The following is a 24,890-nucleotide window of genomic DNA, read 5'->3' on the forward strand; positions in this document are numbered from 1 at the left end:
GGGGTAGTCCGCTGTTAAACCAGGATTGGCATAGCCCGGGTAGGCCCGTCCCGCGAAAGCTCGCCGGCGGCTCGGAAGCCCTCCTCGGCCATCGGACAGGCGCTCGTCCCGCCTGATCGCCAGCCGCCCGACAGGGGAAGCGGCGCGCGGCAGTGCATGTCGATCCTGGTTTAGCAGCCGATAAGGCAGCGAATGGCGAAAAGGCATCGAATTCGGAATCGCCCGCGCGGATCGCAAGGGCAAAAGAAAGCCCCTCTGTGCATAACGCCTGTTCGTGAGCGTGCTCTTCCGAGCGGCTTTGCGTCGGACACGGTCAAGGCGCAAGATTTCTTCCGAATTCGATGCCTTTTTGCCATTTAGAGATACTGCGAGTTGCGCGGAAGCGCCACGATGTTTCACGTGAAACATTTGTACGTCTTCGCGCGGATGCAGGAGAAGGGCGCCAGCTGCATCCCGCACCGAATGCGCCCGTGCGGGCCGTGCTTTTCGCGCCTTCGTCCCACGCGCTTCTCATGCCCGTATGCTTCGCTTTCGGAGGCGTACTATATGGTTTCAAGAACTTTGCAACATTTTCCATGGCGTCGGCATGTTTGGGGTAAGGAGGCGATTGGAAACCATGGCTGATTTGCGCTCGGACGAATTCATGAACCATGCCCTGCGCGATTGGGAGGACATGGTGTATCGTCTCGCGCTCAGCCAGACGCGCGAGCCCGCCGACGCAAGCGATGTGTGCCAGGAAACGTTTATCAGCCTGCTGAAGGACGCAACTGTGTTCCAAGACGACGAACACCTCAAGGCATGGCTCATCCGCGTGACCATCAACCGGTGCAACCAGCTTCGCCGTACCGCGTCGCGCCATCGGACCCAACCTCTTCCCGATGATGAAACGCTGCTTCCCAAAACGCCCCCGGCATCGGCCGCGCTGATGGCGAACGAGGTGTGGAGGGTTCTCGACACCCTTCCGCCCAAGTATCGCGCGGTGGTGCATCTGCACTATGTGGAAGGGTATTCGACCGAGGAGATCGCCGAGATCGCGAAGTGTCGGCCCTCGACGGTGCGAAGCCGCTTGCGTCGTGCCCGCGCCCAGCTCAAGACGTTGATAGAACAGGAGGAATCTCATGAAGCCGTCGCCGATGGACGAGTATCGTGCTTTGATGGAGGAAATCGAGAGCCCGAGTACGGTGCATGAGAGCATTCTTTCCGAGATCGAACACACGCGTCGCGAGGAGCGTCGGAAGGGTCGCGCACCGCATGCGCGCCGAGCGGGCGTTCGCGGAGATACGGCAGAGGAAGCGCGCGACGGTGCAACGGCGGCGGTCGTTCGGCGGTGCCGGTGGAGGCCGGTTATTGCGGGGGCGTGCGCGCTTGCAGTCGTGGCGGCGCTCGTGCCGTTCAGCGGCCAGCTTGCCGGGTTGCCGGGCGATATGGGTGGCCATGGCAGCGCCGTTGCGGGTCAGGCGTTCTCCGTGCGGGCGTACGCGTCGGACACGCGCATGCTGGTCCCTCCTACCGATAACGGGATGATCGTGTTCGACCGCTCCGGCAGCCTGACCACGCCAACGAAGGATTGGTACTTGCAATACGGGAAGTACACCGGCTGCATGTTCACCGTGGAGGGCGAGGGCATCGTGCGCATCCAGGCCACCACCTCGGCGGGGATGTTCTACCGCAACAGCTACGAGACCATCAACGGGCGAGACGATCCTGAGCGCGTGGCCGAGGTCACTGCATGGAAACCGGAGAAGGCGGGCTTGGGCGATCATTACGGAAAGTACGAGAGCGTGCAAGTGGTCGACGGATTTGGCCTGCCCGATCCCGATCGTGACATGACGGTGCGCCTCACGAAAATGCTCGGTTCCACTATCGACCTGCCTATCAGCGCGGACGATGACGGCGACGCGAAGAGCTTCGGCCTGTGGACCAACGAGGATTACGGCGACGCGGTCGAAACCGCGGAAGACCCACTTGCGGCGACCGATGCGGTGTTCGACACGTTCGAGGGCCAAACCATAACGGTGACGGCCTACTTCGAGGACGGCAGCTGCGCCACGCAAACCATCGAGCTGCACACGGCAGACTTCAAGGCGACGATGAACGATCCGATGGCGTTCTACGGTTACGGTTCCATCGAGGTGTATCCCGAGATCGTCGACCGCTCGATGCTGCCGAACGTGTTGGGGGACGGGGTGGATGAGGGCGCTCCCTTCTGTCTGCACTCGTTGTACGGCGTCATCGTCGACGAGAACGACGGGCCGCATCCGTACTCGCTCGACAACGCGAACGAGTGGCTCGATGCGGCGGTGCCCTACACGTTCGAGCGGCGCGAGACGTTCACCAGCATGGGAGATGCGGTGTTGGCTGACCAGTCGATAAGCGATCCCGACGGACGGGTGACGGTTTCGGTGCCGGCGGATCCGCTGTCAGAAGAGCGCTACGGCGAGATGTGCGACATCGAGCTGTCGAACCTTCGCATCGAGCGGAGCGACCGGCTGCCGTTCGGGCTGGCGGTCGAAGACACCTCCGACTACGCGGGCTTTCTGGGAGACTTCGCCTATATGAACAAGGTGTCGGACGAGACGCTGGGCTACCAAATCGCAGACGACGGCACGTTGACGCCGGGGTTCTCGTACCGCACGGTCACGTTCGAGGCGACGAACCCGTCCGACGAGGAGGTTCCCGTCGATGCGAGAACATTGGGCACGTTCGCCGTTCGCGACGCCGACGGCCGCTGCTCTGCGTTGGCGACGCGCGCCCTATGGATGACCGGCTTCGAAGCCGGGGTCGATTCGAATTGGGGAGCGGCACTGGCACCTCACGAAACGCGGGATCTTTCGGTTGTGTACGTCGTGCCCGACGAGTTCGACGAACAGGCCGATCCGCTGTTCGTCTTCTCCTCGTATGCGAACGACGATGCCGATAGGGTTGCTTTCCGCATCAAGTCGCTGCTGTAGTAACCGCGCGGTTTGGCGGTGCGTCCTTCGCGCCCCTCGCGGATGCGACCGCGCGAGGGGCGCGCTTGTACGCTATCATGGATGCTCGAGCGAAAAAGCCGGATGTTTCACGTGAAACATTTGTACGTGATGGGGCAGGCGAGGATCATGACGAAGAAACTGCTGATGGGGAACGAGGCGTTCGCGCATGCGGCGTTGGAGGCCGGGGTGCGCGTGGTGGCGGGCTACCCGGGCACGCCGTCGTCCGAGCTGATCGAGACGGTGGCGAAGCTGCATGCCGACGGCGCCGCGCGCGGCATCCACGTGGAGTGGTCGACGAACGAGAAGTCGGCCTTGGAGCTGCTGGCGGGCGCGTCGTACACGGGCGCGCGCTGCCTGTTCACCTGCAAGCAGGTGGGGCTCAACGTTGCCAGCGACGCGCTGATGAGCTTGAACTACGTGGGCGTGAAGGGCGGCATGGTGCTGTTCGTGGCCGACGATCCCGGTCCCATCTCGTCGCAGACCGAGCAGGACACGCGCCGCTTCGCCAGCTTCGCGAAGCTGCCGGTGCTCGATCCCGCCACGCCCGACCAGGGCTTCGACATGATGCAGGCCGCATTCGACCTGTCCGAGCGCTACCATACGCCCGTCATCGTGCGTCCCACCACGCGCATCAACCACGCCTCGACGTTCTTCGACGTCGCGGACGCCACCGACGCGCGCCCGGTGCCCGACGAGGGCTTCGAGCGCAACCCGAAGTGGGTCATCTTCCCGCGCCGCGCCTACCAGGCGCACGGCGAGATCAACGAGCGTTTGGCGGCCATCGCGCACGATTTCGCCGTCGATCCCGCGCTGGCCGCGTTCAACCCGATGGTCGAGGGCGGCGCGCAGTCGACCGAGGATGTACGAACGAATGTTTCACGTGAAACATTCGACGACGGGAGCATGCCGAAGACGGCGACGAGTGCGGGCGCCAAGGCGGTGGGGATCGGCGCGGGCGTGTTGGAGTCCGCATCTGCCGCAGTCGCGCCGCGCCTCGGCATCGTAGCGGGTGGCGTGTCGGCCGCCTATGCGCGCGAGGCGCTGCGCATGGTGGAAGCGCGCGCGGCGGCAGCGGGCGTGGAAATGCCCGCATACCGGTTCTGGCAGGTGGGAACGCCCTACCCGTTCCCGGAGGAGCTGGCCGCGACGTTCGCGGAAGGCCTCGACGAAGTGCTCGTTCTGGAAGAGCTCGACCATGTGCTGGAGGATGCGCTGCTCGTGCACGCGGGTCGCACGCATGCGTCCTACGAAGTGCGCGGCCGCCTGACCGGCGACACGCGCGATCGTGGCGAGAACGACGTGGACGATTGCGCCGCCCGCATCGCGCTCTTCCTCGGTATCCCGCAGGTGCTCGCCCCCGCAGCGGGCGCCCCTGCGTCGCCGACCGCCGCATCGGCCGCTTCCGCGTCCGCGACGTCCTCTATTCCGGTTGCCGAAACTGGAACGAATGTTTCACGTGAAACATTCGCCTACGATGCGCCTGCCGACGCGCCGCTGCCCGTGCGCCCGCCCGTGCTTTGCGCGGGCTGCCCCCATCGCGGCAGCTTCTACGCGGTGAAGCGCGCGCTGGGGAAGACGCCCGCCGTGCTGTGCGGCGACATCGGCTGCTACACGCTGGGCAACGCGATGCCGCTGGACGCCGTGGACACCTGCCTGTGCATGGGCGCGGGCATCACGATGGCGCAGGGCTTCGCCGTGGCCGAGCCGCACAAGAAGACGCTGGCGTTCGTGGGCGACTCCACGTTCTTCGCCAGCGGGCTGCCTGGCCTGGTGAACGCTGTGTACAACGGCCACGACATCACCGTGTGCGTGCTGGACAACGCCACCACGGCCATGACCGGCTCGCAGCCGCATCCCGGCACCGGCGTCACGCTCATGGGGCCGAAGCGCCAACCCATCTCCATCCCGCGCGTGTTGGAGGCCGTCGGCTTCGACTGCATCGTGCATGCGAATCCGCTCGACCTCGATGCTTCGGTGGCGGCCGTGCGCGAGGCGCTCGACCATGAAGGCCCCAGCGCCGTCCTGTTCGAGTCGCCGTGCATCCAGCTGGTGAAGCCGGACGCGCCCGCCGTCGTGGATGCCGAAACGTGCACGGGCTGCAAGAAGTGCATCACCGAGATCGGCTGTCCCGGCATCGGCTTCGACGCCGACGCGCGCGGCCCGCGCAGCAAGCAGCGTGGCCAGGCGTTCGTCGACCCCAGCCTCTGCAACGGTTGCGGCCTATGCGTCCAAGTGTGCCCCTTCGATGCGCTGTCGATGACGGAACCCCAAACAGATGTTTCACGTGAAACATCTTCGGACGCTTCTGGGTCGGAAGGAGGCTGCCATGCGTAACGTGTTGCTTTCGGGCGTAGGCGGACAGGGCACCGTGCTGGCGGCGAAGGTGCTGGCCCAGGCCGCGCAGGACAAGGGTTGGCAAGTGCGCACGGCCGAGACTATCGGCATGGCGCAGCGCGGCGGCAACGTGGTGTCGCACGTGCGCATGGGCGACGCGGGCGAGGAGGTGTTCGCCCCGCTGCTGGCCGAGGGCACGGCCGACCTCGTCATCGCGTTCGAGCCGGCCGAGGCCGCCCGCGTGCTGCCGTTCCTCGCGCCCGACGGGCTGCTGGTCACGGCCACTACAGCCATCCAGCCGGTCACGGCGGCGCTGTCCGACAAGCCCTATCGCGCCGACAACGTGCTGGCGAGCATCGAGCGATCGCTGGCGGGCACCGGCGCGCGCTTCGTCGCGGTGGACGATGTCGCGCTTACCGACGCGGTGGGCAGCCGCAAGGTGTTGAACTCGGTGCTGCTGGCCAGCGCTCTCAAGGAGGGCCGCATCGCGCTCGACCTCGACGACCTGCGACGCGCCCTCGAGGAGTGCGTGAAGCCGCGCTTCGTCGCCCTCAACCTGGCCGCCGTCGACGCGGTGGCTGCGCGATAATCTTCGCGCCCCGCGCCCCGCGCCCCGCGCCCCGCGCCCCGCGCCCCGCGCCCCGCGCCCCGCGCCCCGCGCCCCGCGCGCGGTTAGTTGGGGAAGGCTCCTTGCGCGTTCGGGGTCGCCATCGTCTTTAAGCACCGCCCCCTGATGTATACTGCGGTCATTCAAATTTTGTTTGAATAGTCGGCGGAAGGCGAGGGCGTTATGGGGCGGGCGATGGATCAGGTGTTGCTGCAGGAAGCGGTCGATTTGGCGCGCAAGCTTTGGCACGCGTACATCATCGAGCCTTCGGACGAAAGCGTTCAATTCATCGTGGACACCATGGATCCGCAGAACCTCTCGCTCATCGGCACAGGAAAGCACGAGCTCTATGTCAACCTCGAGGCGTTCTTCGCGGGACTCGAGCGCGATCAGGAAGAAGCTCAGGACATCACCTTCGAGATCCTCGACGAGTACTACGAGCCGCGCGCCATCGGCGAGGACACCTGCATCGTGTTCGGCACGTTGTGGGCGCGTGAGCGACCCGACCGTCCGAAACCGTTGCTCGTGGAAATGGACACGCGTTTCACGCTGGTATTCCGTCGCGAGGGCGACCGGTGGCTGCTGGTGCATCTGCATCATTCCACGCCCAACGTCGATCAACGGCGCGAAGAGTACTATCCGAAAACGGCTACCGAGCAGGCGAACGCCGCTTTGGAGTATTCCAAGGCTATGGAGCGCCGCGCCGAGCTCGATTCTATGACCGAGCTGTTGAACCATGCCGCGTTCGAGAAATATGTGGCAGCGGCGCTTGTCGAAGGCGGCGAGGGCAGCGCTTTCTTCATGATCGACCTCGACAACTTCAAAACGGTGAACGACACGTTGGGCCATCCTGAAGGCGACCGGGTCATCCAAGAGTTCGCCGACGTGCTGTTGCGCGTCTTCCCGCGCGATGCGCTGGTCGGGCGCATGGGAGGCGACGAGTTCGCCGTGTTCTCTACCTGCCCGCTTTCGGTAGAGGAAGCCCAATGCAAAGCGTGCGAGCTTATCGAGGCATGGGGATCGCATTCTGCTTCGCGTGCCGTAGAGCTGGGATGTTCGGTGGGCATCGTGCGCGTTGTGCGAGGCGAGACGTTCTTCGACCTCTACCGCGCCGCCGATTGCGCTCTGTACGCCAGCAAGGACAACGGAAAAGGCTGCTACAGCTGGTGATCGCCGTCGGCGCTGTGTCGCATGATAGCCGGTGCCGAACTGCCCTGCGCGCTGGTTCGTCTTGTTGTTCTGGCCAGAAATCGTAAGGCCGATATCGGAGCATCATCGCCCCAAAAACACGCTTCACGCGTTGAGGCGTGTTTTTGGGGCGATGATGCTTCCCGGGGAACTTGCGGGTTTGCAATCGCACGCCCTTCGCCTAGAATAGACGCATGGAATTCGCGAACGACAACGACATCCTCTTCTTCCCAGCCGTGGTTTCGGCGGGTCGATGGCTTTAGCTTCAAGACTCGCGCCCGCGGGCTTGAAGCATCCTCATATCCGGTAGAAGACCATCGTCCCAGAAGGGGATCATCATGCAGCTTACCAACGACCAGTTCGCCCTCATCAAGCAGCAGTTCGCCACGCTGAAGGAGCGCTCGGCGTTTTACGCCGCCAAGTTCGACGGCATCGATTTGACCGATGTGCAAACCCAGGAGGACTTCGAGAAGCTTCCGTTCTCCGAGAAGGACGATCTGCGCAACGCCTACCCGCTGGGCCTGCAAGCCGTGCCCGACGAGGAGATCGTGCGCATCCACAGCTCCAGCGGCACCACGGGCACGCCGGTCATCATCCCCTACACGCAGCAGGACGTCACCGACTGGGCCGTCCAGTTCGCGCGCTGCTACGAGACGGCGGGCATCACGAACCGCGACCGCATCCACATCACCCCCGGCTACGGCCTGTGGACGGCTGGCATCGGCTTCCAGCTGGGCGCTGAGCGCCTGGGCGCCATGACCATCCCCATGGGGCCGGGCAACACCGAGAAGCAGCTGCGCATGATGCAGGATCTCAAGTCCACCGTGCTGTGCGCCACCAGCTCCTACGCGCTGCTGCTGGCCGAAGAGATCGCCGAGCGCGGCATCCGCGACCGCATCTGCCTGCGCAAGGGCGTCATCGGCAGCGAGCGGTGGGGCGACAAGATGCGCCAGCGCATCGCCGGCGAGCTGGGCGTGGAGATCTACGACATCTACGGCCTCACCGAGGTGTACGGCCCCGGCATCGGCATCTCGTGCGACGAGCATCACGGCATGCACATCTGGGACGATTACGTGTACGTGGAAGTGATCGATCCCGACACCGGTGCGCCCGTGCCCGACGGCGAGGTGGGCGAGCTCGTGCTGACCACGCTGCGCAAGCAGGGCGCCCCGCTCATCCGCTACCGCACGCACGACCTCACGCGCATCATTCCGGGCGACTGCACGTGCGGCTTCGGCCATCGCCACCCGCGCATCGACACGCTGACCGGCCGCACCGACGACATGTTCAAGGTGAAGGGCTGCAACATCTTCCCCGCCCAGGTGGAGGAAGTCATCGCCGCCACCGACGGCACGTCCAGCGAGTACCAGGTGATGATCGAGAACATCAGCGGCAAGGATGTGCTCACCGTGCTGTTCGAAACCCCGCTGCAAGACGAGGCGAAGGCGCGCGCCGAGGAGGAGCTGGCCCTCATCTTCAAGGCGAAGTGCGGCTGCACCCCCGATGCCAAGGGCGTCCCCATGGGCGAGCTGCCCCGCAGCGAGAAGAAAACGAAGCGCATCTTCGACAGCCGGTACTAAGAAAAAGCGCTCAGCCAATGCGATTGACGTTGGCTGAGCGCGTTCAGCGTGGGCGCTCTACTTTACCGCCCTATATCGCTGGTTTCTGCTCGTAGGTTTGCCGGGTATGGTCATTTCGATCAAGCCGGAATCTAACGAGGGCTTCAAGTAGAGATCTCGAAAGTTCTTGCGGTCGGCCAAGCCTATCTTGCCCATGAGCTCAACAAGGCTCATCTCGCTTTCTCCGAGGGCTTCCAATACGGCCTTAACTTGGGGGGTATCTTGAGGGGTATCTTGAGGGGTATCTTGGGGGGCGTCGAGGTTCATGTTCCAAAGAACCACCTTGAAGAACCTGCCGTCATCGACGAATCTCGGCATGAACCGTTCCTCGTAGTTCGGAGCGAGTGCGGTGCGCTCCCGTATGAGCTTGAGGCCGCTCCCTTTGCGCTCCATGAAGCGCATCCTTTGGAACAGGTCGGCTATCACGGGGTTTCTTCGAACGCTCTCGATGGCTCCAAGGTCGGCATCTTCGTGTAGCATTCCGTCTACTTTGCCGCCGGGCGACGTGATTTCCAGACGATCGTCGAAAACGTATACCGTGACTTCAGCGCCTCCTATTTCGTACCGTCGGTGGATCAATGCATTGACGAGCGCCTCTTCGACTGCGCGCATGACGTAGCTCGGCGTCTCGATGCGGTCGTCGTCGGTTTTTGTCCATGCAACGCGGTTGTGCCGATCAACGAAGTCCATAGCCTCGCGCAGCAGCTTTACGAGACAGCCGGAATACTCGTGATCGTCGAGAACCTCGCCGTCGACCTTTGCCTTGTCGAGCCCATTCCAGCGTGTGCAGAATACGCGGTTCTGGCGCAGTATGGGCTGGTCGGCGAGGAGAACTCCTGCATTGGTAAGGAGGCCGTCGGACTTGGCGAGGCCGAATGAAACGAAGTCGGTGTCGGCCAAGCGATCCCCCGTACGTTCGAAGTACGAAGCCCTCAAAGTCTCGAAACTGTAATCGTCTTTGCGAAATGCGGTTTCGATCTCGTCGAAATGGGTATGTGATCCCCGCATGGACAAGCTCCTGAGCTGGACGGAGGAGGCGGGCAGCGATTGGTTTCCGGATCGTACGTATACGATTTGGGAACCGTCGCCCACATAGACGTAGGGGCAGTCGTCGCCTGGCCCTACGCGCAAGAGCACGATACGACAGTCATCCTCCTCCACGGCTTCCAGGCGAAATGGTGGGGTAGGATCGATCCTAGCGTTAATCAGTTCGCTCGCTTTCTCGGCAACATGCTGGGGGTCGTCGAGTCCCACAAGATGGCCTTTGTCGTCTATTCCAAAAGCGAGCATACCGCCGGTTCCATTGGCGAATGCGCAAACTGACTTGAGCCAGCTTTTCGGCTTCGTCTCTTCGAGAGTGACCTTGTAATCGATACTGGTCGTTTCTGCTATGAATTTGCCAAAGATGCCGTCCTTCTGCAATGCTCCTCGCCCTCCTTTTCGAGATGCCGGTACGATTATCGCTGGACGGTATCGAGTGGCAATAAATGTTTTTGCAGTTGGTTGCAAGCCCAAGGCCATTCGATCCGCTCCTGTTCGAGGCGGATGGCGCCGAAGCCTTGATTTGCATCGCCGGCCAGCAGCCTGGCAAGCGCGGCTTGTTCGCTTTCTTTCAGATAGCTAAGCGTTCCCGTGTTTGGTTTTGGCTCCTCTACGCACAGATCGTAGTGCCGATCCAGCGTCGCCTCATCCATCATAACCGAGTTGACATGGTCAAAATAACAACGGAACTGGTTGAGGATGGCGAACCCATTGCTGTCCAGGTCGCCCCAATAGAGAATCGGGGTGGATGCAAACCACGACACTTCTCGGAAATCCTTTACCGCATAACCGCTTCCATGAATGGCGAAAGCTCCTTCTATCGAAGGCATGGCCAGCACGTTTACCAGATTCTCGCATACGATAACGACATCTGGCCGATGCGTGCAACGATCTAACTGCGCAGCCGATACGGAAACTTCCGTCAAACCGCCCAATGCCAGTCGAACGTCGAGCGCGCGCATCCGGAACTGGGTAGATTGCTTGCAAAAACATGGATTGCGTCCGATCATGGCTCGATGAAGCGGATCGACAACAGCGCGGTGGCGCTCCATCCATTTCGTGTCAATGCCCCGGATCGGCAGTTGGCGAATGTAGGGGGTTGCATCGGGGTGTCCGACGAGCCAGTCGAGAACGCCCAGAACTATGGACCAATCGCGCTCCTCAAGCTCGCAACACTTCCCAACGCTCGATTGAACCGCAGCAACCAGCACATCGGCCTGCGCATCCGGGCACATCTCGGACCATCGATTCGACCATCGATCGGCCAACTGCTTCGAGCGTAGGACAAGCGTGTTCCATTGCTCGGAACGGTTCGCGCAACGCGCTATTGCGTCGGGGTCTTCCAAAACGAGCCGAACGGGAACCGTCTGCGGTCCTGCGCTTCCCCACTCGCGTTTTTCCCAAAGAATCGCGTCAGTCCAGGGACACGCACGCCACGACTGCGCCCATGCTCGAGCGGCACCGGGATTGTTCAAGACGCGACGCTCAGTAGGAGGGTGCAAAGAGATGGAGCAGCGCACCGGCTCGCCATCTGCGCACTGTCCGATCTCCTGTCGAAACAGGAGGGCCGCCCAAGAGCGGGAGTCCCTATCGAAGCGCCTCGCTGCCTTTTGACTGGCTTCGGGCACTGATACCATGCAGGGAGGGCTATCGGCCATCGACGACCTCCATCCACCTGTCATCAGCTTCGAATACGACGGAAGACAACCGCGAATGCCTATCGTCGGAGCATGTGACCATAACCATGGCTCCGATATGATCTTCCGCCGTCTGCAGGAGCTTGCCCGGCGTTGCCAGAACCATATGGAAGCCGAATGCCTCGAATATCCCCAAGGCTTCCTCTGCGAAATGCCGATCGGATTTGTCGAAAGCCTCATCGAGGATGATCGTGCCGTACGACGGCACGGGCTGGTCTTCGTCGGAAAGCTGATAGCGCAATGCTGCCGCAAGGCAGAAAAAGACGAGCTTCTGCTTTTGACCGCCCGAAAGGCCTCCGTCGTTGCTGTGGACGTTCACCACGGCACCGTCGCCCGCAACCTCCTTGGCGATGAACTTCATATGGTCGGGCGTATTCAAACACGCCATGCGCCATGTTTGGTCGGATCGGTCGTTCGATCCCAGCCTTTTCATGATGGCTGCCGTCCGCGCGTAACGACGCTCGGCCGCCTCGAGGTCGTCTTCCTCCCATGATCCCCGGGTGATCTCTTTCAGGTCTGCAAGGAATTCGTTCACGCGGAGACTCCGATGCTCCTTCACTTCGATCTGCAAATGGATGCCGGAACTAAATTCTGACAGGAGTAGCGATCGGTTGACCGGCACGAGACGGTCGCGCACCTCGCGAAACGCGTTGCGGATTTCCGACGAGATTGCGGTTATCTGATCTTGGCTGAAGCTGTTCAGCACATCGAGGAATTTGCGCTCGTATTGGGGCAGCCCGCTTGCTCTTATCTGGCGGTAACGGCCGATGTAGGCGTCTCTGTCCTCGAAACTCGCGCTCAAGTCGGCAGCTAGGAGTTTCCAGGTCGACTTGTATTGTTGCAGTACCAACTCGGTTCGCCTTCGCGCATCTTGTTGGGCTCGCGCTGCTTTAGCCACGCGAGCATCCAATATCCTTTGGACATCGTTCGACGTTTGGTATACGAGGGACGTGTCCGAATCGAATCGGTCGTTCGCCGACGAAAACAAATCGATGAACTGGGCCCTCGTTTCGTCGTCCATCGCGATGCCAGAAGGGTTTCGCTTGTTTATGCGTCTCTCGACCTCGGCGATGTCCGAACGCGTGTCCTGTATTCGCTCCTCGTTTGTCTGCTGGTTGACGAGCGCCTTTTGAACGGCCTTGTTCGCCTCGTCAAGACGCCCCTGCGCAGTTGCGCGCCTGGATTCGGCCTCTCTGAACGCATCGCTTTGAGCGAGTTCGTCGTAGAATGCTTGCGCGCGTTCGAGATCGAAAGCTGCCTGCGCGTTGTCGTAATCTTCCCAATGCTTGTCTCGCAGGCTTCTCTCGGTGCGGCATAGGGCTTGGCATTCCTGCTCTTTGGCGGTGATCTCGGCCGTCGCATTGGTTGCGACGGCGAGGCTTTCGGAGCACAGGCGCAATTCCTGTTCCAAGCGCTCGATTTTCCGGTCGTTCGTGCTGCCGAGGACCCAGCGGCTTCGATCGGTTATCTTGCGTCGGTCGTCCTTGACATGGTGTTCCCCGGCTTTCGTTTGGCCTCCCCGCGTGAGTGCGCGATCATGACGCTCCATATCTGCAGGGGAATCGACGCACACGTAGTCGAAGCGATCGCGCAGGAGCTTGTTCGCCCATCGAGAGAGAGACTCGTGGCTCGGCACCTGCACGACGGTAACTTTTCTCACAAGCGACTGCGGGTGGAGCGGCCGGTCTGGGACGGATACGTCGTCGGGCACCGCGTCGTACTCGAATCGTTCTCCGAGGTGAATGCTCTCGAGATACTCGTTGATCGACGCTGCGTGACGCTTTTCCACAAGCATCGTGCGCGCTCGACCGCCCAGGACTCGCTCGATGGCGGGCTGCCACGAGTCCTCTTCAGGCTTCACATCGATAAGTTCCCCCATAAAGGGCAGATCCTCCGTCGAAACTCCCAGGTGCCGGGCAATGCTCAGCCTGATATCGTGCAACCGGGAGGAGATGTTGCTCCTTTGGCCCCTGAGAAAACGGAGCTCCCCGGCGATCTCGGCATGCCGCTTCTTCTGCTCGCTTACTTCTCCGAAACGCGCTATCTTTTCATCTTCGTGGCCGTCCAGCCATGCGCGCGCAGTGTCCGCGCATGCTGCGAGCGTTCGCTTCAAAGCCTCGAATTCCTCTCGCGTGGAGGGCAAGGGGGATTCGATGGCCATCTCGAGATCCTTCTCGAGCGAATCGCGGTTGCCTTCGATATGGAGCAGCTGGCGCTCTCGGTCGGAAACCTGCATGAGAGCGGCTTCGAGCGCTATGCCGCCCTGCTCGTTTAGCACGGCCTCGGCTGCTTCGAGCTTCTGCTTTGCGAAAGCTTGCTCGCTCTCGGCTTCTTTGACCGCTGTGGTCAGTGCGTCGGCATCGTGCAGCTGCCTTTCGAGGCGCCGTTTGAGCAGCGTAATCGAGGTATCGTCGGCAAACGACGCGAGTTTGTCGAGAAGTTGCCGGTTCTGGTCTTCTGTTATCTTCGCCTCAACGTATGCCTCTTCGTGACGCAGGAGCGGTTCCAGGCATTCCGTCTGCCGACGTTGGTCGACCACGCCGTCGTGGGCTTCTTCCAGCTCCTTGAATTGGGCGACCGCCGCAGTGGCCAAGGCGTGCGTACGCGGCGTGTCCAGCATGTACTTGCGGAACAGATCATCGAGCGATCCGATGTTTTTGGCGGCTTGCGTCTTGTGCAGGAGGGTGAGTGTTTTCGGGCTGCTGATGTGCAAAATATTGCATAGGTATCCTTCGAACGCCGCATGGTCTCTCCATGCCCGTCCCGTCTCTTTGTGATCCTTGTTGAATTGAGCCATGTCCGCTTCGTTCAAGCCGTAAGGCTCGAATTCGCTGAGCGCATGGTCTCCGCGGACGACTGCGAAGAATTTCTTCAGTCCTTCGGGGTTGACCGTGTTGGCCTTTTGGAAGAAGATGCCCAGCACGTTGATCGCCTCGTGACGACGCGCTTCCGAAGGGGAGCACTGCTCGATGTCGAAACCGTCCTCGTATCGAAGCATGACGCCGCTCCATACCGCGGCTTTCGGACGAAGATAGGTGTGCACGACCTCGCCCTCTTCGTCGGCGCTGTGCCCGCACGCGCCGCGCACGTAGTTGGAAATCGAACGGCCCTTATCTCGCTGGCCGCCGTTGCTGGCCGCTGCATTTAGGCTCAACTGGGTCGGGGGCGTCAGTACTGCCGCCACAGCATCGAGGACGGTCGACTTGCCAGAACCCGAAGGGCCGGTGATAAGCAGTCCGCGCCTGTCGACGGGAAGGCTCTGAAAACCGTTGAACGTCCCCCAATTCGCCATGTCCACCCGAGCAAGACGCCATTGTCCTGGGTACGGCACGCTTCCAGCGGTGTTAACGGTCGTCGTCATGGGGCTCTCCTTGGTTCGGAACGGCTTGCTGCGCTCGTTTGAGCATGAGCTCGAATTCCTCGCTGACTGCCGCCGCTTCTTCGGTTCCGAATATCAACTTGAGGACCGGAGATATTTCGAAACGGTCTTCGATGTCGCTCTTCAACAGTATGCGAGCTTCCACGAGCCTGTTCCACGATGCTTTCAGCTTGCTTTGGTAGCTCGACTGATCTTGACTTTCCAAGCGTCGATACTGAGCCAATTGCTCGAAAAGCTCGCTTTGCCCGATGAATACTCGGTTGGTGCCGCCCATCTGCAGCTCTTTGCGCAACGTGAGCACCATGATGGTGTCGAGCAGAGTCATCACGTTGCTTCGCGTTGCCTTCAGCACCGTTCTCTCGCCTGTCGAGGCGTTACGCGCGAAAGCGATTCCGGTCTCTGCGTCCACGTAGAGTTCAAGAAGCATGTCGGCAAGGTGCGAGGACAGATCCTGCTGGTTGTTCAAGACGGCCGACCATAGCGGGTCGCTTTCGTCGATGTGCGGTCCCTTGATCAGCTGCAGCAACGCGCATCGCGCATCATAGGGAAGCTTTCCCGTGTCCTGTGGCCACAAGTGCCTCTCGTCAAGAGGCCGATCCTCGTCGCACCTCTCCACGGTGTCAGGCGAAGGATTCCAGAAGTCGTCCATCAGCGCACCTCTTTCACGAACAGGAATGTGTCGACGCGGGCTTGAAGGTGTCTCCCGCTTTTCGACTGCCAGCGAATGATTTCCGATTCATTGGTCCTGATGCCCTGATCGGAGGCGAGCACCATGAGCCCTGCGATGCTTGCGATACCTTGAGTCGCGGGATACTTATCCAGGATCTCGCCGATCGAGGGATGCTTTGAATTGGAGGCGTCGCGCTCCGCGAAGAACGCATTCACGTTGCCGACCAGCTCGTCGTAATCGATTTCAACCTCGCGTACCTGCTCGTACAGCTCGGCCAACGTGAGCCTGCCGTTCTCTTCGAACGCGCTCGCGGGAATGGGCTGTGCGCTTGCGTCGGCAGGGTTGTACAGCTCCAATCGGGAGATGGGCGCGATCATGGTTTTGGTGAGCTCGAGCTCGATCGGAAGAGCGAAGGTGCAGCTATACGATTCCGTGAGCACGCTTGCCATGCCGAGGGTCTGGTCGAGAAATCTTCGCAGCACGCGGTCTTGCTGAAAACTCTGGCTCTGCACAAGCTTCCTCAAACCGCGCGACAACCCTGTTTTGGTCTCGTTCACGTCGCGCGCTTGATCGAGCAGTGTTTGCACGAATCTTCTGAGGAATCGGCGCTCTTCCGCTTCGAGCATGCACGCGAAATCGGTGTCGAGGATGGAGTCGATGTCGTCTTGAAGTTTCTCGAGCGCCTCTGAGTCGCGCAAAAGCGCATAGAAGCCCCCGAACGACTGGCCAGGAGGAGACTGCGTGATATGGTCGATGCCGGCGAACACGCCTTCGAGCGTGTCTTGATAGCCTTCTTCATAGCCGATAAGTTTGATGTACAGGTTTTTCGCGATCTCCTCGAACTCGGCGCTGACGCTGACGAAGTCGCGCGGTATCTCCTGAGCGAGATTGAGGATGTCGCGCGCTTGCTCCAATGCCTGATCGGGATCCATCGTGTCCAAGGTGCCTTGATCGAGTTCCGCAAGCTGGTCTTCTATACGCTGCTTCTCGGCCAGGAGGACTTTGCGGCGCCGGTCGATGTCGCAGTCGGTTGCGAGCGACGATTCCGCTATCTGGTCGAGGATCATGTTCAGCCTCGATTTCGTCGCTGCCCTATGGGGCTTCGCCAACCCTTTGGCGAAGCTGATGGCTGCCAAAGCGCCTGCGGAAAGCTCGTAGGTCTCCTGGCGCGAATCCGCGAGCGGCTTGCGCACAAGGTATCCGTCGCGTCTCCACTGCTCGCAATAGTCCCGCGCCGAGCGCTTTGGCCCTATCTCGGGAACCCGCTCGCGTAGCACTTCGAGATCCGCATCGACAAGGCTGACTAGATCGGCAACGGTTCTTTTGCCGGTCTCTTTCCCCAAATTCTCGTCGAGTATGGAGAGGATGATAGGCGCGTTTTGTGCATGAAGAAGCTTCCAGGCAACGTTGTCCTGCTGTAGAGATATGAAAGCAAGCGTGCTGGATACGACTGCCATGCAACCTGCCTAACGTCGATGCCGGTTTTGAAATGCTCGTAAATGCGATCTTTCGACGCATACTCAGTATATGGCAAATAAAAATCCGAGTTGGGGCCTTTCTGGGACAGGGAAAAAATAGTAGTGTGATATAGAGGGCGTTATTATGAAACCAACTATTATTCGACTTTTCTCACCATGACAGTCGAAGCATCGCCTTCCTTTTCCATGTTCACTGATGTCTGTGCGACCCATTTCAGAATTCTCTTTTGAGTTCTGTCTTTTCGTGAACCCGTGAGATACGTGTGAAAATGGGCTCGGCGAATATGAGGAGTTATCGCACGGCCGCTGCCTGCGTTTTTGTTCGCGTGTCGATGCGCCTCGATAGAGGGCCCGATTTTTCCCCCAACGAGAAACGTTCGCGGCTCGTCCAGTGGCTCTTGATCGTTGTTGAAAGTGGAACTGCGATCAAGATCGTTCGTGTCCTTTCTCCGTGCGATTTCCTTCTCTACTATATCCGGCTCTTTTGAAGCGATATAGAGAAGCAGGCTAAGAATCGTATGAAGATCCTCGTCGACGAACACTTTGATCATCTTGCTCTTGCCGCCATTCGCTTGCAGATATGTTTCAACTACATATGCGGATAAATCTTTTATCGTCGAAAATCTTAAGGGGATAACGACGGGGATCGTGTAGCCGTTGCTTCCGATTATCGTAATTATGAAATGTTTTTCTACTCGGTGAGGTTGGTCTGATCGAGGCATCCACGCGTAATCCAGGAAAAACCCAACCGCATGTTTGAGCTTGCCGTCTGCATTCGAGAGCCGGAAGCCAAGATGTTCGGCAGATATAAAGAAGCAGGAGAACGGGAGGTGTTCAAGATGCTCCGAAAGATCAACGTCTGGATCGATGTCGGAACGCTGAAGTTCTTCAACGAGTGAAGAGTTGAACTCGAGTACCACGGGGGATCTCTTCCAATCGCAGCAAAGATTTGCTAAATCTATTGGAGGTATGCAGTCCCATGCTCCTCCTGGGCGTTGCAGGGTTTTGCTCGAAAGCAAAATGCGCTGGATCGCGCGTTCTTGTATTGCCAGGAACTGGACCTTGTTGATATCGTCGATATCCTGGTCGCATATCGCGAACATGTCGTTCTTGCCCATGCGCCATAAAGGCTTGGATAGCGTGGTGGCTATCTCGTCAAAAAACCCCGGCCATTTTTTACTAATATATGATTCGATATTTGAAACGGATGCGCGTGCCGTTTCAACAGAATTTCGGATGGTCATTAGAAACCCTTTCGTTTCGTTCCCGCGGTGTCAAGGTGCGCACCGCAGTGCCCGATCACAATTCGTTCGGTTTTCTCGTCTATTGCAAAGTGGACGCGCAGGGTCTCTCCTCTTTTCCCGCTCCTTCCTTTTACGTGCGGGGTGATGTCGATAATGCGTCCTTCGTATGTCCGTCGGCGGGCGCGTACATAGGCAGGGACGTCGTTGGTCGCTTTAGACTCTCTTAGCGAAAGGTCGTACCCCGTCATTCTCTTGTATGTGTCGGTGATCGACCCATCTTTTTCAGGATTATCCGAAAAGCAGAGGGGGTGTAGAACTGTTGCAAGGCCCAATAGGATCTGCCAGGTTTCATTTGCGCTTCCCGAAGCATGTGCCTGGGCGGATCGCACAGCTTCCGGAAGAGCGATGATTTTTTTCGGGAAGGCTTCGGTGGCAAGTTGAAGTGCATCTGCAACAGAAGAAGGAAGGCTCACCATTTTTTCCAAGGGATATGCATCGTTTGAGGTGGGTTCCTTCCGTTGGAGCTGCTCTGTCAAAGATTTCACGCGCCACTGCAATTGCTCGCTTTCATGAGCGATATCCCAAACACTATCAAGCTCTTGTTTAAGGGACGCAATTTTCTTCTCTTTGGAATCAATGTCTTTTTCTAGCAACGACGTGTATTCGCTCATATCGTCGATTTCTTGGTCCTTTTGCTCGATCGTCACCATAGACTCATCGAGGAGTTGGCTCATCTGAGCGATTTCTTCGATGCTCGCATTCTTCTCGCGTTGAGTGCGGGCAAGTTCATCTAATGCCTTGCTGTATTGAGCTTGCAGCTTGATTCGCTCGGCGTTTCGCTCTTCTTTCCCTTGCCCTTCCCTGTATCTGCTTGCGAGCTCGTCACGCCTTGCTTTGTCGATTGCGTTCTGAATATCTTGACAGCACGCGACGACTTTGTCTGACTGGGAAAATGCGCGAACGGAACCAGCGATGACATCGCTGGCGACACTCTCGCATATAGATCCCGAAAACCGAGAGATCCATTCGGATGAAAAGCGATAATGCCGCTTTGCATCACGAGGGTCGTCCATATTGAGACCTGGGAAATATACCTGAATGGAATGACGAAGCGGTCGGTAGGCGTAATTCCGTGAACCGCGGTCGAAAAAGGTTCCTTCAAGAACCTTGTCTAGTTCTTTGTTGCTCTTGTCCAAAGCGACTACGAAGGCGATGCCCGTCAGTTTTCTGGCAAGTTCATCAGGATTGACGGGGTACGCGCCGTCGTCGTCTGATGTGACGGCCACAAGCGGCACGTTTCTGATTGGCTTTGTGAGATCGTTGTAAAACTGATTGAAAGTATAAGGTTGTCCGTAAAAGCACTTGTCAATGAAGAGGGCGTTTCCGTCAAGGGGATCCTCGCCCGATATGCACGCTATCCCCTCGGTGTCGAGCAGTTTTCTGATGCAAATAGGAACATTGCGCGGAGGGGTTTTAACATCGGATCGCATATAGGTTGGATCGATGCTGTAAGACACCTGCACGGTTACGCTGTATACGCCTACGCTCGATTCTGTTATCCCGACGCAGGTGTGCCAGGTGCGCCACCAGCTTTCCGAGTCTTGCTCGCTGTAGTCCATAGCCCAGTGCTTTGGTATGCGATCCCCTTCCATGATTCTTGTTGTCAACGAGGAAGAAGGAGCGTCGATATCCATCGTCCCCTGTGCGAAGCTTTTCGAGAGGCGGACGGATCTTAGCGGCATGAAATCGTCGGAAGGATTTGAGACCCACGGCTCTAATGACTTCTGTATTTCTCCAAGAATGACACTGCTCGATATTTTTGTTGATGTTGTGCCTTTGCGGGATCCCCATGTTTCGAGCGAGCTAGCCATTGCACCACGAAGTGTCAATGCTGAATAGGCGCTCAATCTCATACCCTGATTCCACTTCAAAGCGGTGGAGATATCGAAGTCTATCTGTCTGGCTGGAGACGGTGTACGGTTGCCTCTCTGCCGTCGTTCTTTCTCGACTATCCAGTTTTGAAAGACATCTACGATGACGGGCCAAATTTCAAATTTGGCGTTGTCCGGATAGGCTTCAAATGTTGTCGCGTAGAACAAGGTTGTGTTATTGCGTCGCGTTATCATAAGGGAGCCTTCCGATCTGCCTGAGGCCTATCTTGAGCGATGTATCGTAGAACTGTTAATCGCGTTTTAATAAGAATATTACGCTATAAATCATATTTGAACCATAACATCGCATGCTCGCTTTCTTTGCTTTGCGTGGCGGTGGGTATGGTCCGGAGAAGCGTAAAAACAAAGCAATCCCTTGTGAATTAGAGTCCATGTGGTTCGTATTGCGATGGGTCTCGCGCGAACGCGAGGCGCGAGGACGAACCTCCCACCTCGACGCTTCCTACGCCCGGTCTTCTTTTCCGTCACATCCCATGCTCCACTATGGTAGAGTATGCGCATGCATTCCGCGAAGGGACATACCGCCGTCGAACAGCGCTGGCAGCTTCAGCTCGCCGTCGCGGCTGTGTGCCGCTCCCTCGCTCCGCGTCCCGCGGACTCGCTTGCAACGGTATTCGCTGTGCAGCCGGCTTCGCCCCACGCGTCCGATGTCGCCGCGACGACCAGCGCAATCGACGAGGTCGGTGCTGTCGCCCATCGTGCGGCCGACGCCTCTGACGCGCCCCTGGCCGGTCGAACCGCCTACCGTGCCGTTTCCTATTATTCCTATCGATATCTCTAGCACATGGGTTTGCCCGTGGTGCTTCGTCGGCGTCGTGCCGACGGGTGTTGCGTTCCGGCAAAGTCATGTGCGCCACCGCGCGGGCCCTTCCCGACGCGATGTTCCACGTGAAACAATTCATCGCATTGCAGTGCGACAAAGGAACAAATGTTTCACGTGAAACATCCGGTCGCGGAACACGAAGCAAAACGGGGCTCGCTTTCTTGGGGAAGAGCGCCCGCCGACGGGCGGCGCGCATGAATCGATAGGAAGACTCATGATCGAAAAGATATGCATGGCGCTTATTTTCGTCGGCGTGGCGGTGGGCGTCGGCATCTACTGCCGACGACACACCGGAAGCGTCGACGGGTTCATCCTGGGCGGCCGCAACGTGGGGCCGTGGTTGAGCGCGTTCGCGTTCGGCACCAGCTACTTCTCCGCCGTCATCTTCGTGGGCTACGCCGGCCAGTTCGGCTGGAAGTACGGCGTGGCCGCCACGTGGATCGGCATCGGCAACGCCATCCTGGGAAGCTTGCTGGCCTGGTGGGTGCTGGGCCCGCGCACGCGCGAGATGACGCACCGCCTGGGCGCGTCCACGATGCCCGAGTTCTTCGGCGCGCGGTTCCAGTCGAAGGGTTTGCGCATCGCGGCCGCGGCCATCATCTTCGTGTTCCTCATCCCGTACACGGCCAGCGTGTACAACGGCTTGTCGCGCCTGTTCGGCATGGCGTTCGGCCTGCCCTACGAGGTGTGCGTCATCGGTATGGCGGTTATCACCTGCGTGTACGTGGTGCTGGGCGGCTACATGGCCACGGTGATGAACGACTTCATCCAGGGCATCGTCATGCTGCTGGGCATCGTTGCCGTCATCGTGGCGGTGCTGGTGAACAACGGGGGCTTCACCGAGGCCCTCACCACGCTGTCGCTCATTCCCGCCGAGGGCAGCGAGATGGCCGGGCCGTTCGTCAGCTTCTTCGGGCCGAACCTGCCCGATCTCATCGGGGTCATCGTGCTGACCAGCTTGGGCACGTGGGGTCTGCCGCAGATGGTGCAGAAGTTCTACGCCATCAAAAGCGGTCCAGCCATCAAGCAGGGCGCCATCATCTCCACCGTGTTCGCCATGGTGGTGGCCGGCGGCAGCTACTTCCTGGGAGGGTTCGGCCGCCTGTACGGCGATCAGGTGGAGATGACCGCCGCAGGCACGCCGGTGTACGACTCTATCATGCCCACCATGCTGTCCACGCTGCCCGACCTGCTCATCGGCATCGTGATCGTGCTGGTGCTGAGCGCGTCCATGTCCACACTGTCATCGCTGGTGCTGACGTCGTCGTCCACGCTGACGCTCGATCTGCTGAAAGACAACGTGGTGAAGAACATGAGCGAGAAGAAGCAGTTGGGCTACATGCGCGTGCTGATCGTGGTGTTCATCGTGATCTCGGCGGTGATCGCGCTGGTGCAGTACAACTCGTCCATCACGTTCATCGCACAGCTGATGAGCATCTCGTGGGGCGCGCTGGCCGGTTCGTTCTTGGGGCCCTTCTTCTGGGGGCTCTACTCGCGTCGCGTGTCGCGTCCGGCTGTGTGGGCCAGCTTCATCGTGGGCGTGGGTCTGACCACGGGCAACATGGTCGCCGGGTTCGTGGGCGCGGCGTTCATCGCGTCGCCCATCAACTGCGGCGCCATCGCGATGGTGCTGTCGCTGATCATCGTGCCGGTGGTCAGCTTGTTCACGAAGCGCGTTGAGTTCGAGGTCGACCCGCCGCACGTCGAGGGAGCCATCGACCGCGAATACGAGCAGGAGCTGGAAGCGGAGTAGTTCTGAGCCGAAGCTTCGAAACCTCTGTCGTCTCAAAGTCTGCGGGACGGCAGAGGGTGCTTCGCTCCAAGAACACGCTTCAGCGAACGAGGCGTGTTCTTGGAGCGAAGCTTGCATCTCGGAAGCCGTTTGCCGCCTATGTCTCGCATGAAGCACCGGCTTGCTACGCGAGCGTATCGCGCGAAGCGCTGGTCGCGACCGCCTGTTTGGCGCATTGCGCTCGAAGAGGCTCCTTGTCAAGGGTCGCGCTGTTCCGTCTGACGGTCTTCCGTGCAGCCCGTCGCGTCCCGGATGGCGAAAACCCATCGAATTCGGAAGCTATCGCGCGCGTCGCGCTTGTTCGGCGCGAGGTTCCGCGTAAGGTATCCTCTGCCACCAGGCATTATGCGGGAGGGGTTTCCTCAGCGCGGCTACGCCGCGGACGAAATTTCCGAATTCGATGGGTTTTCGCCATCCGGGGGAGCCTTCGACTGCGCGGATAACTCGGTGCGCAACGCTGCCGAGGGCGATGCGTCGAACCGGCCGGTTAGCCCGGGTGTTTCACGTGAAACACCCGTTCGTCTTGGGTGGTGGCACCGCGCGCCGTCTACGGCTCGCATCAGCGCGCCGCGCGATGGCTTGTGTGCTGTTGGGGGGGGTTAGGGAGGATTCTCGTTCGACTCGCGACTCGGAACTTCCAGCCCCTGAGTACTCTGCGCTCGTTCCGTCCCTGCGTTCTCGCGCCCCGCGGGAGCGAAGGGGGCGGCGGCTCGCGTTCCGCGGTATACTGTCAGCCAGTATCGGCTCTCGTGAAAGCGCGCGCATGATCTTCCAGCTTGTTCTCATATACTTTCCCGCGCTGGTGTTCGGGTTTCTGTTCGCCAAGAACTACCGCAAGGAACCGCGGCAGTTCCGCAACGCGCTGTACTTCCTGCTGCTGTGCCTGTTCGCGCTGTACGGGTTGTCCATCCAGTTCGATCTGCCGTGGCTGGTGCTCATCGGCTTGGCGGCCATCCCGTTCGGCACGGTGGCGCTGGTGGTGTTCCTGCTGGCGAACACGTTCGTGGTGGTGAAGCGCGAAGGCCTGTCGCTGTCGCATCTGCTGCCGGGCCTGCTGGCGCTTTGCATCGTCATGGCGTGCGTGGGAGGTCCGGTGCTGCTGTTCGTCCAGGCGCCGCCCATCGTGCTGGCGTTGGCGCTGCTGGTGTTGATGGAGGGCTCGTACGTGGCGTTCACGTTCGCGGCCCTGCTGCTGTATTCGTGGTTGTACCGCCGTCTGCCCAAGCGCCGCGATTACGATTACATCGTCGTGCACGGCGCCGGCCTGTCGGGCACGAAGCCCACGCCCCTGCTGGCCGCGCGCCTGGACAAGGCCGTCGAGCTATGGGAGGCCGACCACCGCCGCGCCGTCATCATCGCGTCGGGCGGCCAGGGCGCCGACGAGGAGGTGTCGGAAGCCGAGGCCATGCGCACGTACCTCGTCGAGGAGCGCGGCGTGCCCGCCGATGCCGTCATCGAGGAGAACCGATCCACCACCACGATGGAGAACCTGCGCAACTCCAAAGCCATCATGGACGCGCGGTCGGGCGCGGGCGCGTACCGCGCCGCAGTGGTGACCAGCGATTACCACGTGTTCCGCACGGCCGAGTACGCGCACAAGATCGGGCTGGCCGCCGACGGGGTGGGCAGCAGGACCGCGCGCTACTTCTGGCCCACCGCGTTCATCCGCGAATACGTGGCCGTCAGCAACGCCCACCGCTGGCCGTTCGTGGTTATCTTCGTGTTCTGGCTCCCTTTCGCCGCCATCGCGCTGTTCCAGCTGTAGAACGCTTTGCGCCCGCGCCCGACGTCGCACGGCCTAACGCGTCGCGCTCGCACTTGCGTCCGACGTCGCGCGGCTCGCGTTCGCGCTTGCGCCCGCGTCCGACACGCGTGGCTCCTCGCGTTCGCGCTTGCTCCCGCGCCCGGCGTCGCACGGCCCCTCGCGTTCGTGCTCGCGTGCTTCGTCGATCGAAAACATCGGCGTTTTCGCCCCCTCGGGCGCGCTTGTCCTTGTATACTTAGGAAACTGGTGCCGAGCGGCGGCGATTCGGCCTGCGTCCTCAAGCATCGCGTCGGGAGAAGCGCGGCGAGGGTGAAGGCGGAACCACGTGC

At 60.1% G+C, this 24,890-nt stretch carries 15 protein-coding genes; 8 read left to right on the forward strand and 7 right to left on the reverse strand.

What is annotated here, in order from left to right:
• Positions 1–616: 616 nt before the first annotated feature.
• From ELEN_RS00300 to ELEN_RS00325, 6 genes are all read left to right on the forward strand, one after another.
• Positions 617–1,189 (forward strand): RNA polymerase sigma factor, encoded by a 573-nt coding sequence (locus ELEN_RS00300; protein ID WP_015759786.1) that lies wholly within the window; start codon positions 617–619, stop codon positions 1,187–1,189.
• Positions 1,119–2,951 carry a hypothetical protein gene (locus ELEN_RS00305; protein WP_143924726.1) on the forward strand — a complete coding sequence of 611 codons (1,833 nt, stop codon included), beginning with the start codon at positions 1,119–1,121 and terminating at the stop codon, positions 2,949–2,951. Before ELEN_RS00300 ends, ELEN_RS00305 begins: the two co-directional genes overlap by 71 nt.
• A 147-nt stretch (positions 2,952–3,098) precedes the next feature.
• The gene (locus ELEN_RS00310) at positions 3,099–5,306 is read left to right on the forward strand and encodes a thiamine pyrophosphate-dependent enzyme (RefSeq protein ID WP_015759788.1); all 2,208 of its coding nucleotides are present in this window, start codon (positions 3,099–3,101) and stop codon (positions 5,304–5,306) included.
• On the forward strand, positions 5,299–5,895 hold the full coding sequence (locus ELEN_RS00315) for an indolepyruvate oxidoreductase subunit beta (RefSeq protein ID WP_009305635.1): 597 nt from the start codon (positions 5,299–5,301) through the stop codon (positions 5,893–5,895). The genes ELEN_RS00310 and ELEN_RS00315 overlap by 8 nt, the downstream gene beginning before the upstream one ends.
• A gap of 213 nt (positions 5,896–6,108) precedes the next feature.
• Complete coding sequence (locus ELEN_RS00320; protein WP_227110588.1) at positions 6,109–7,083, forward strand: diguanylate cyclase domain-containing protein; 975 nt, start codon at positions 6,109–6,111, stop codon at positions 7,081–7,083.
• A 356-nt stretch (positions 7,084–7,439) separates the two neighbouring features.
• A complete protein-coding gene (locus ELEN_RS00325) occupies positions 7,440–8,681 on the forward strand; it encodes a phenylacetate--CoA ligase family protein (RefSeq protein WP_009608926.1) in 1,242 nt (413 codons plus the stop codon).
• A gap of 57 nt (positions 8,682–8,738) precedes the next feature.
• On the opposite strand, the gene ELEN_RS00330 is transcribed toward ELEN_RS00325, so the two are convergent.
• From ELEN_RS00330 to ELEN_RS00360, 7 genes are all read right to left on the reverse strand, one after another.
• Positions 8,739–10,142, reverse strand: a complete 1,404-nt coding sequence (locus tag ELEN_RS00330) for an ATP-binding protein (protein WP_015759789.1) — start codon at positions 10,140–10,142, stop codon at positions 8,739–8,741.
• A gap of 35 nt (positions 10,143–10,177) precedes the next feature.
• Positions 10,178–11,443 carry a Wadjet anti-phage system protein JetD domain-containing protein gene (locus tag ELEN_RS00335; RefSeq protein WP_306425616.1) on the reverse strand — a complete coding sequence of 422 codons (1,266 nt, stop codon included), beginning with the start codon at positions 11,441–11,443 and terminating at the stop codon, positions 10,178–10,180.
• Positions 11,409–14,819, reverse strand: coding sequence for an ATP-binding protein (locus ELEN_RS00340; protein ID WP_015759791.1), 3,411 nt, complete (start codon positions 14,817–14,819; stop codon positions 11,409–11,411). Before ELEN_RS00340 ends, ELEN_RS00335 begins: the two co-directional genes overlap by 35 nt.
• Positions 14,803–15,486, reverse strand: coding sequence for a DUF4194 domain-containing protein (locus ELEN_RS00345; protein ID WP_015759792.1), 684 nt, complete (start codon positions 15,484–15,486; stop codon positions 14,803–14,805). The genes ELEN_RS00340 and ELEN_RS00345 overlap by 17 nt, the downstream gene beginning before the upstream one ends.
• Entirely contained in the window at positions 15,486–16,964 is a 1,479-nt protein-coding gene (locus tag ELEN_RS00350; RefSeq protein ID WP_015759793.1) for a DUF3375 domain-containing protein, read from the reverse strand. Before ELEN_RS00350 ends, ELEN_RS00345 begins: the two co-directional genes overlap by 1 nt.
• A 158-nt stretch (positions 16,965–17,122) precedes the next feature.
• Positions 17,123–18,229 (reverse strand): AcrVA2 family anti-CRISPR protein, encoded by a 1,107-nt coding sequence (locus tag ELEN_RS00355; protein ID WP_015759794.1) that lies wholly within the window; start codon positions 18,227–18,229, stop codon positions 17,123–17,125.
• Positions 18,229–20,355 (reverse strand): coiled-coil domain-containing protein, encoded by a 2,127-nt coding sequence (locus ELEN_RS00360; RefSeq protein WP_015759795.1) that lies wholly within the window; start codon positions 20,353–20,355, stop codon positions 18,229–18,231. Before ELEN_RS00360 ends, ELEN_RS00355 begins: the two co-directional genes overlap by 1 nt.
• Positions 20,356–21,218: 863 nt before the next feature.
• On the opposite strand from ELEN_RS00360, the gene ELEN_RS00365 reads away from it, so the two are divergent.
• Together ELEN_RS00365 and ELEN_RS00370 are read left to right on the forward strand one after the other, a co-directional pair.
• Positions 21,219–22,757, forward strand: coding sequence for a sodium:solute symporter family protein (locus ELEN_RS00365; protein ID WP_015759796.1), 1,539 nt, complete (start codon positions 21,219–21,221; stop codon positions 22,755–22,757).
• A gap of 802 nt (positions 22,758–23,559) precedes the next feature.
• A complete protein-coding gene (locus ELEN_RS00370; RefSeq protein WP_015759797.1) occupies positions 23,560–24,561 on the forward strand; it encodes a YdcF family protein in 1,002 nt (333 codons plus the stop codon).
• Positions 24,562–24,890: the final 329 nt, after the last annotated feature.

Origin of the sequence: Eggerthella lenta DSM 2243, from assembly GCF_000024265.1 — a bacterium.
GTDB classification, from domain to species: Bacteria; Actinomycetota; Coriobacteriia; order Coriobacteriales; family Eggerthellaceae; genus Eggerthella; species Eggerthella lenta.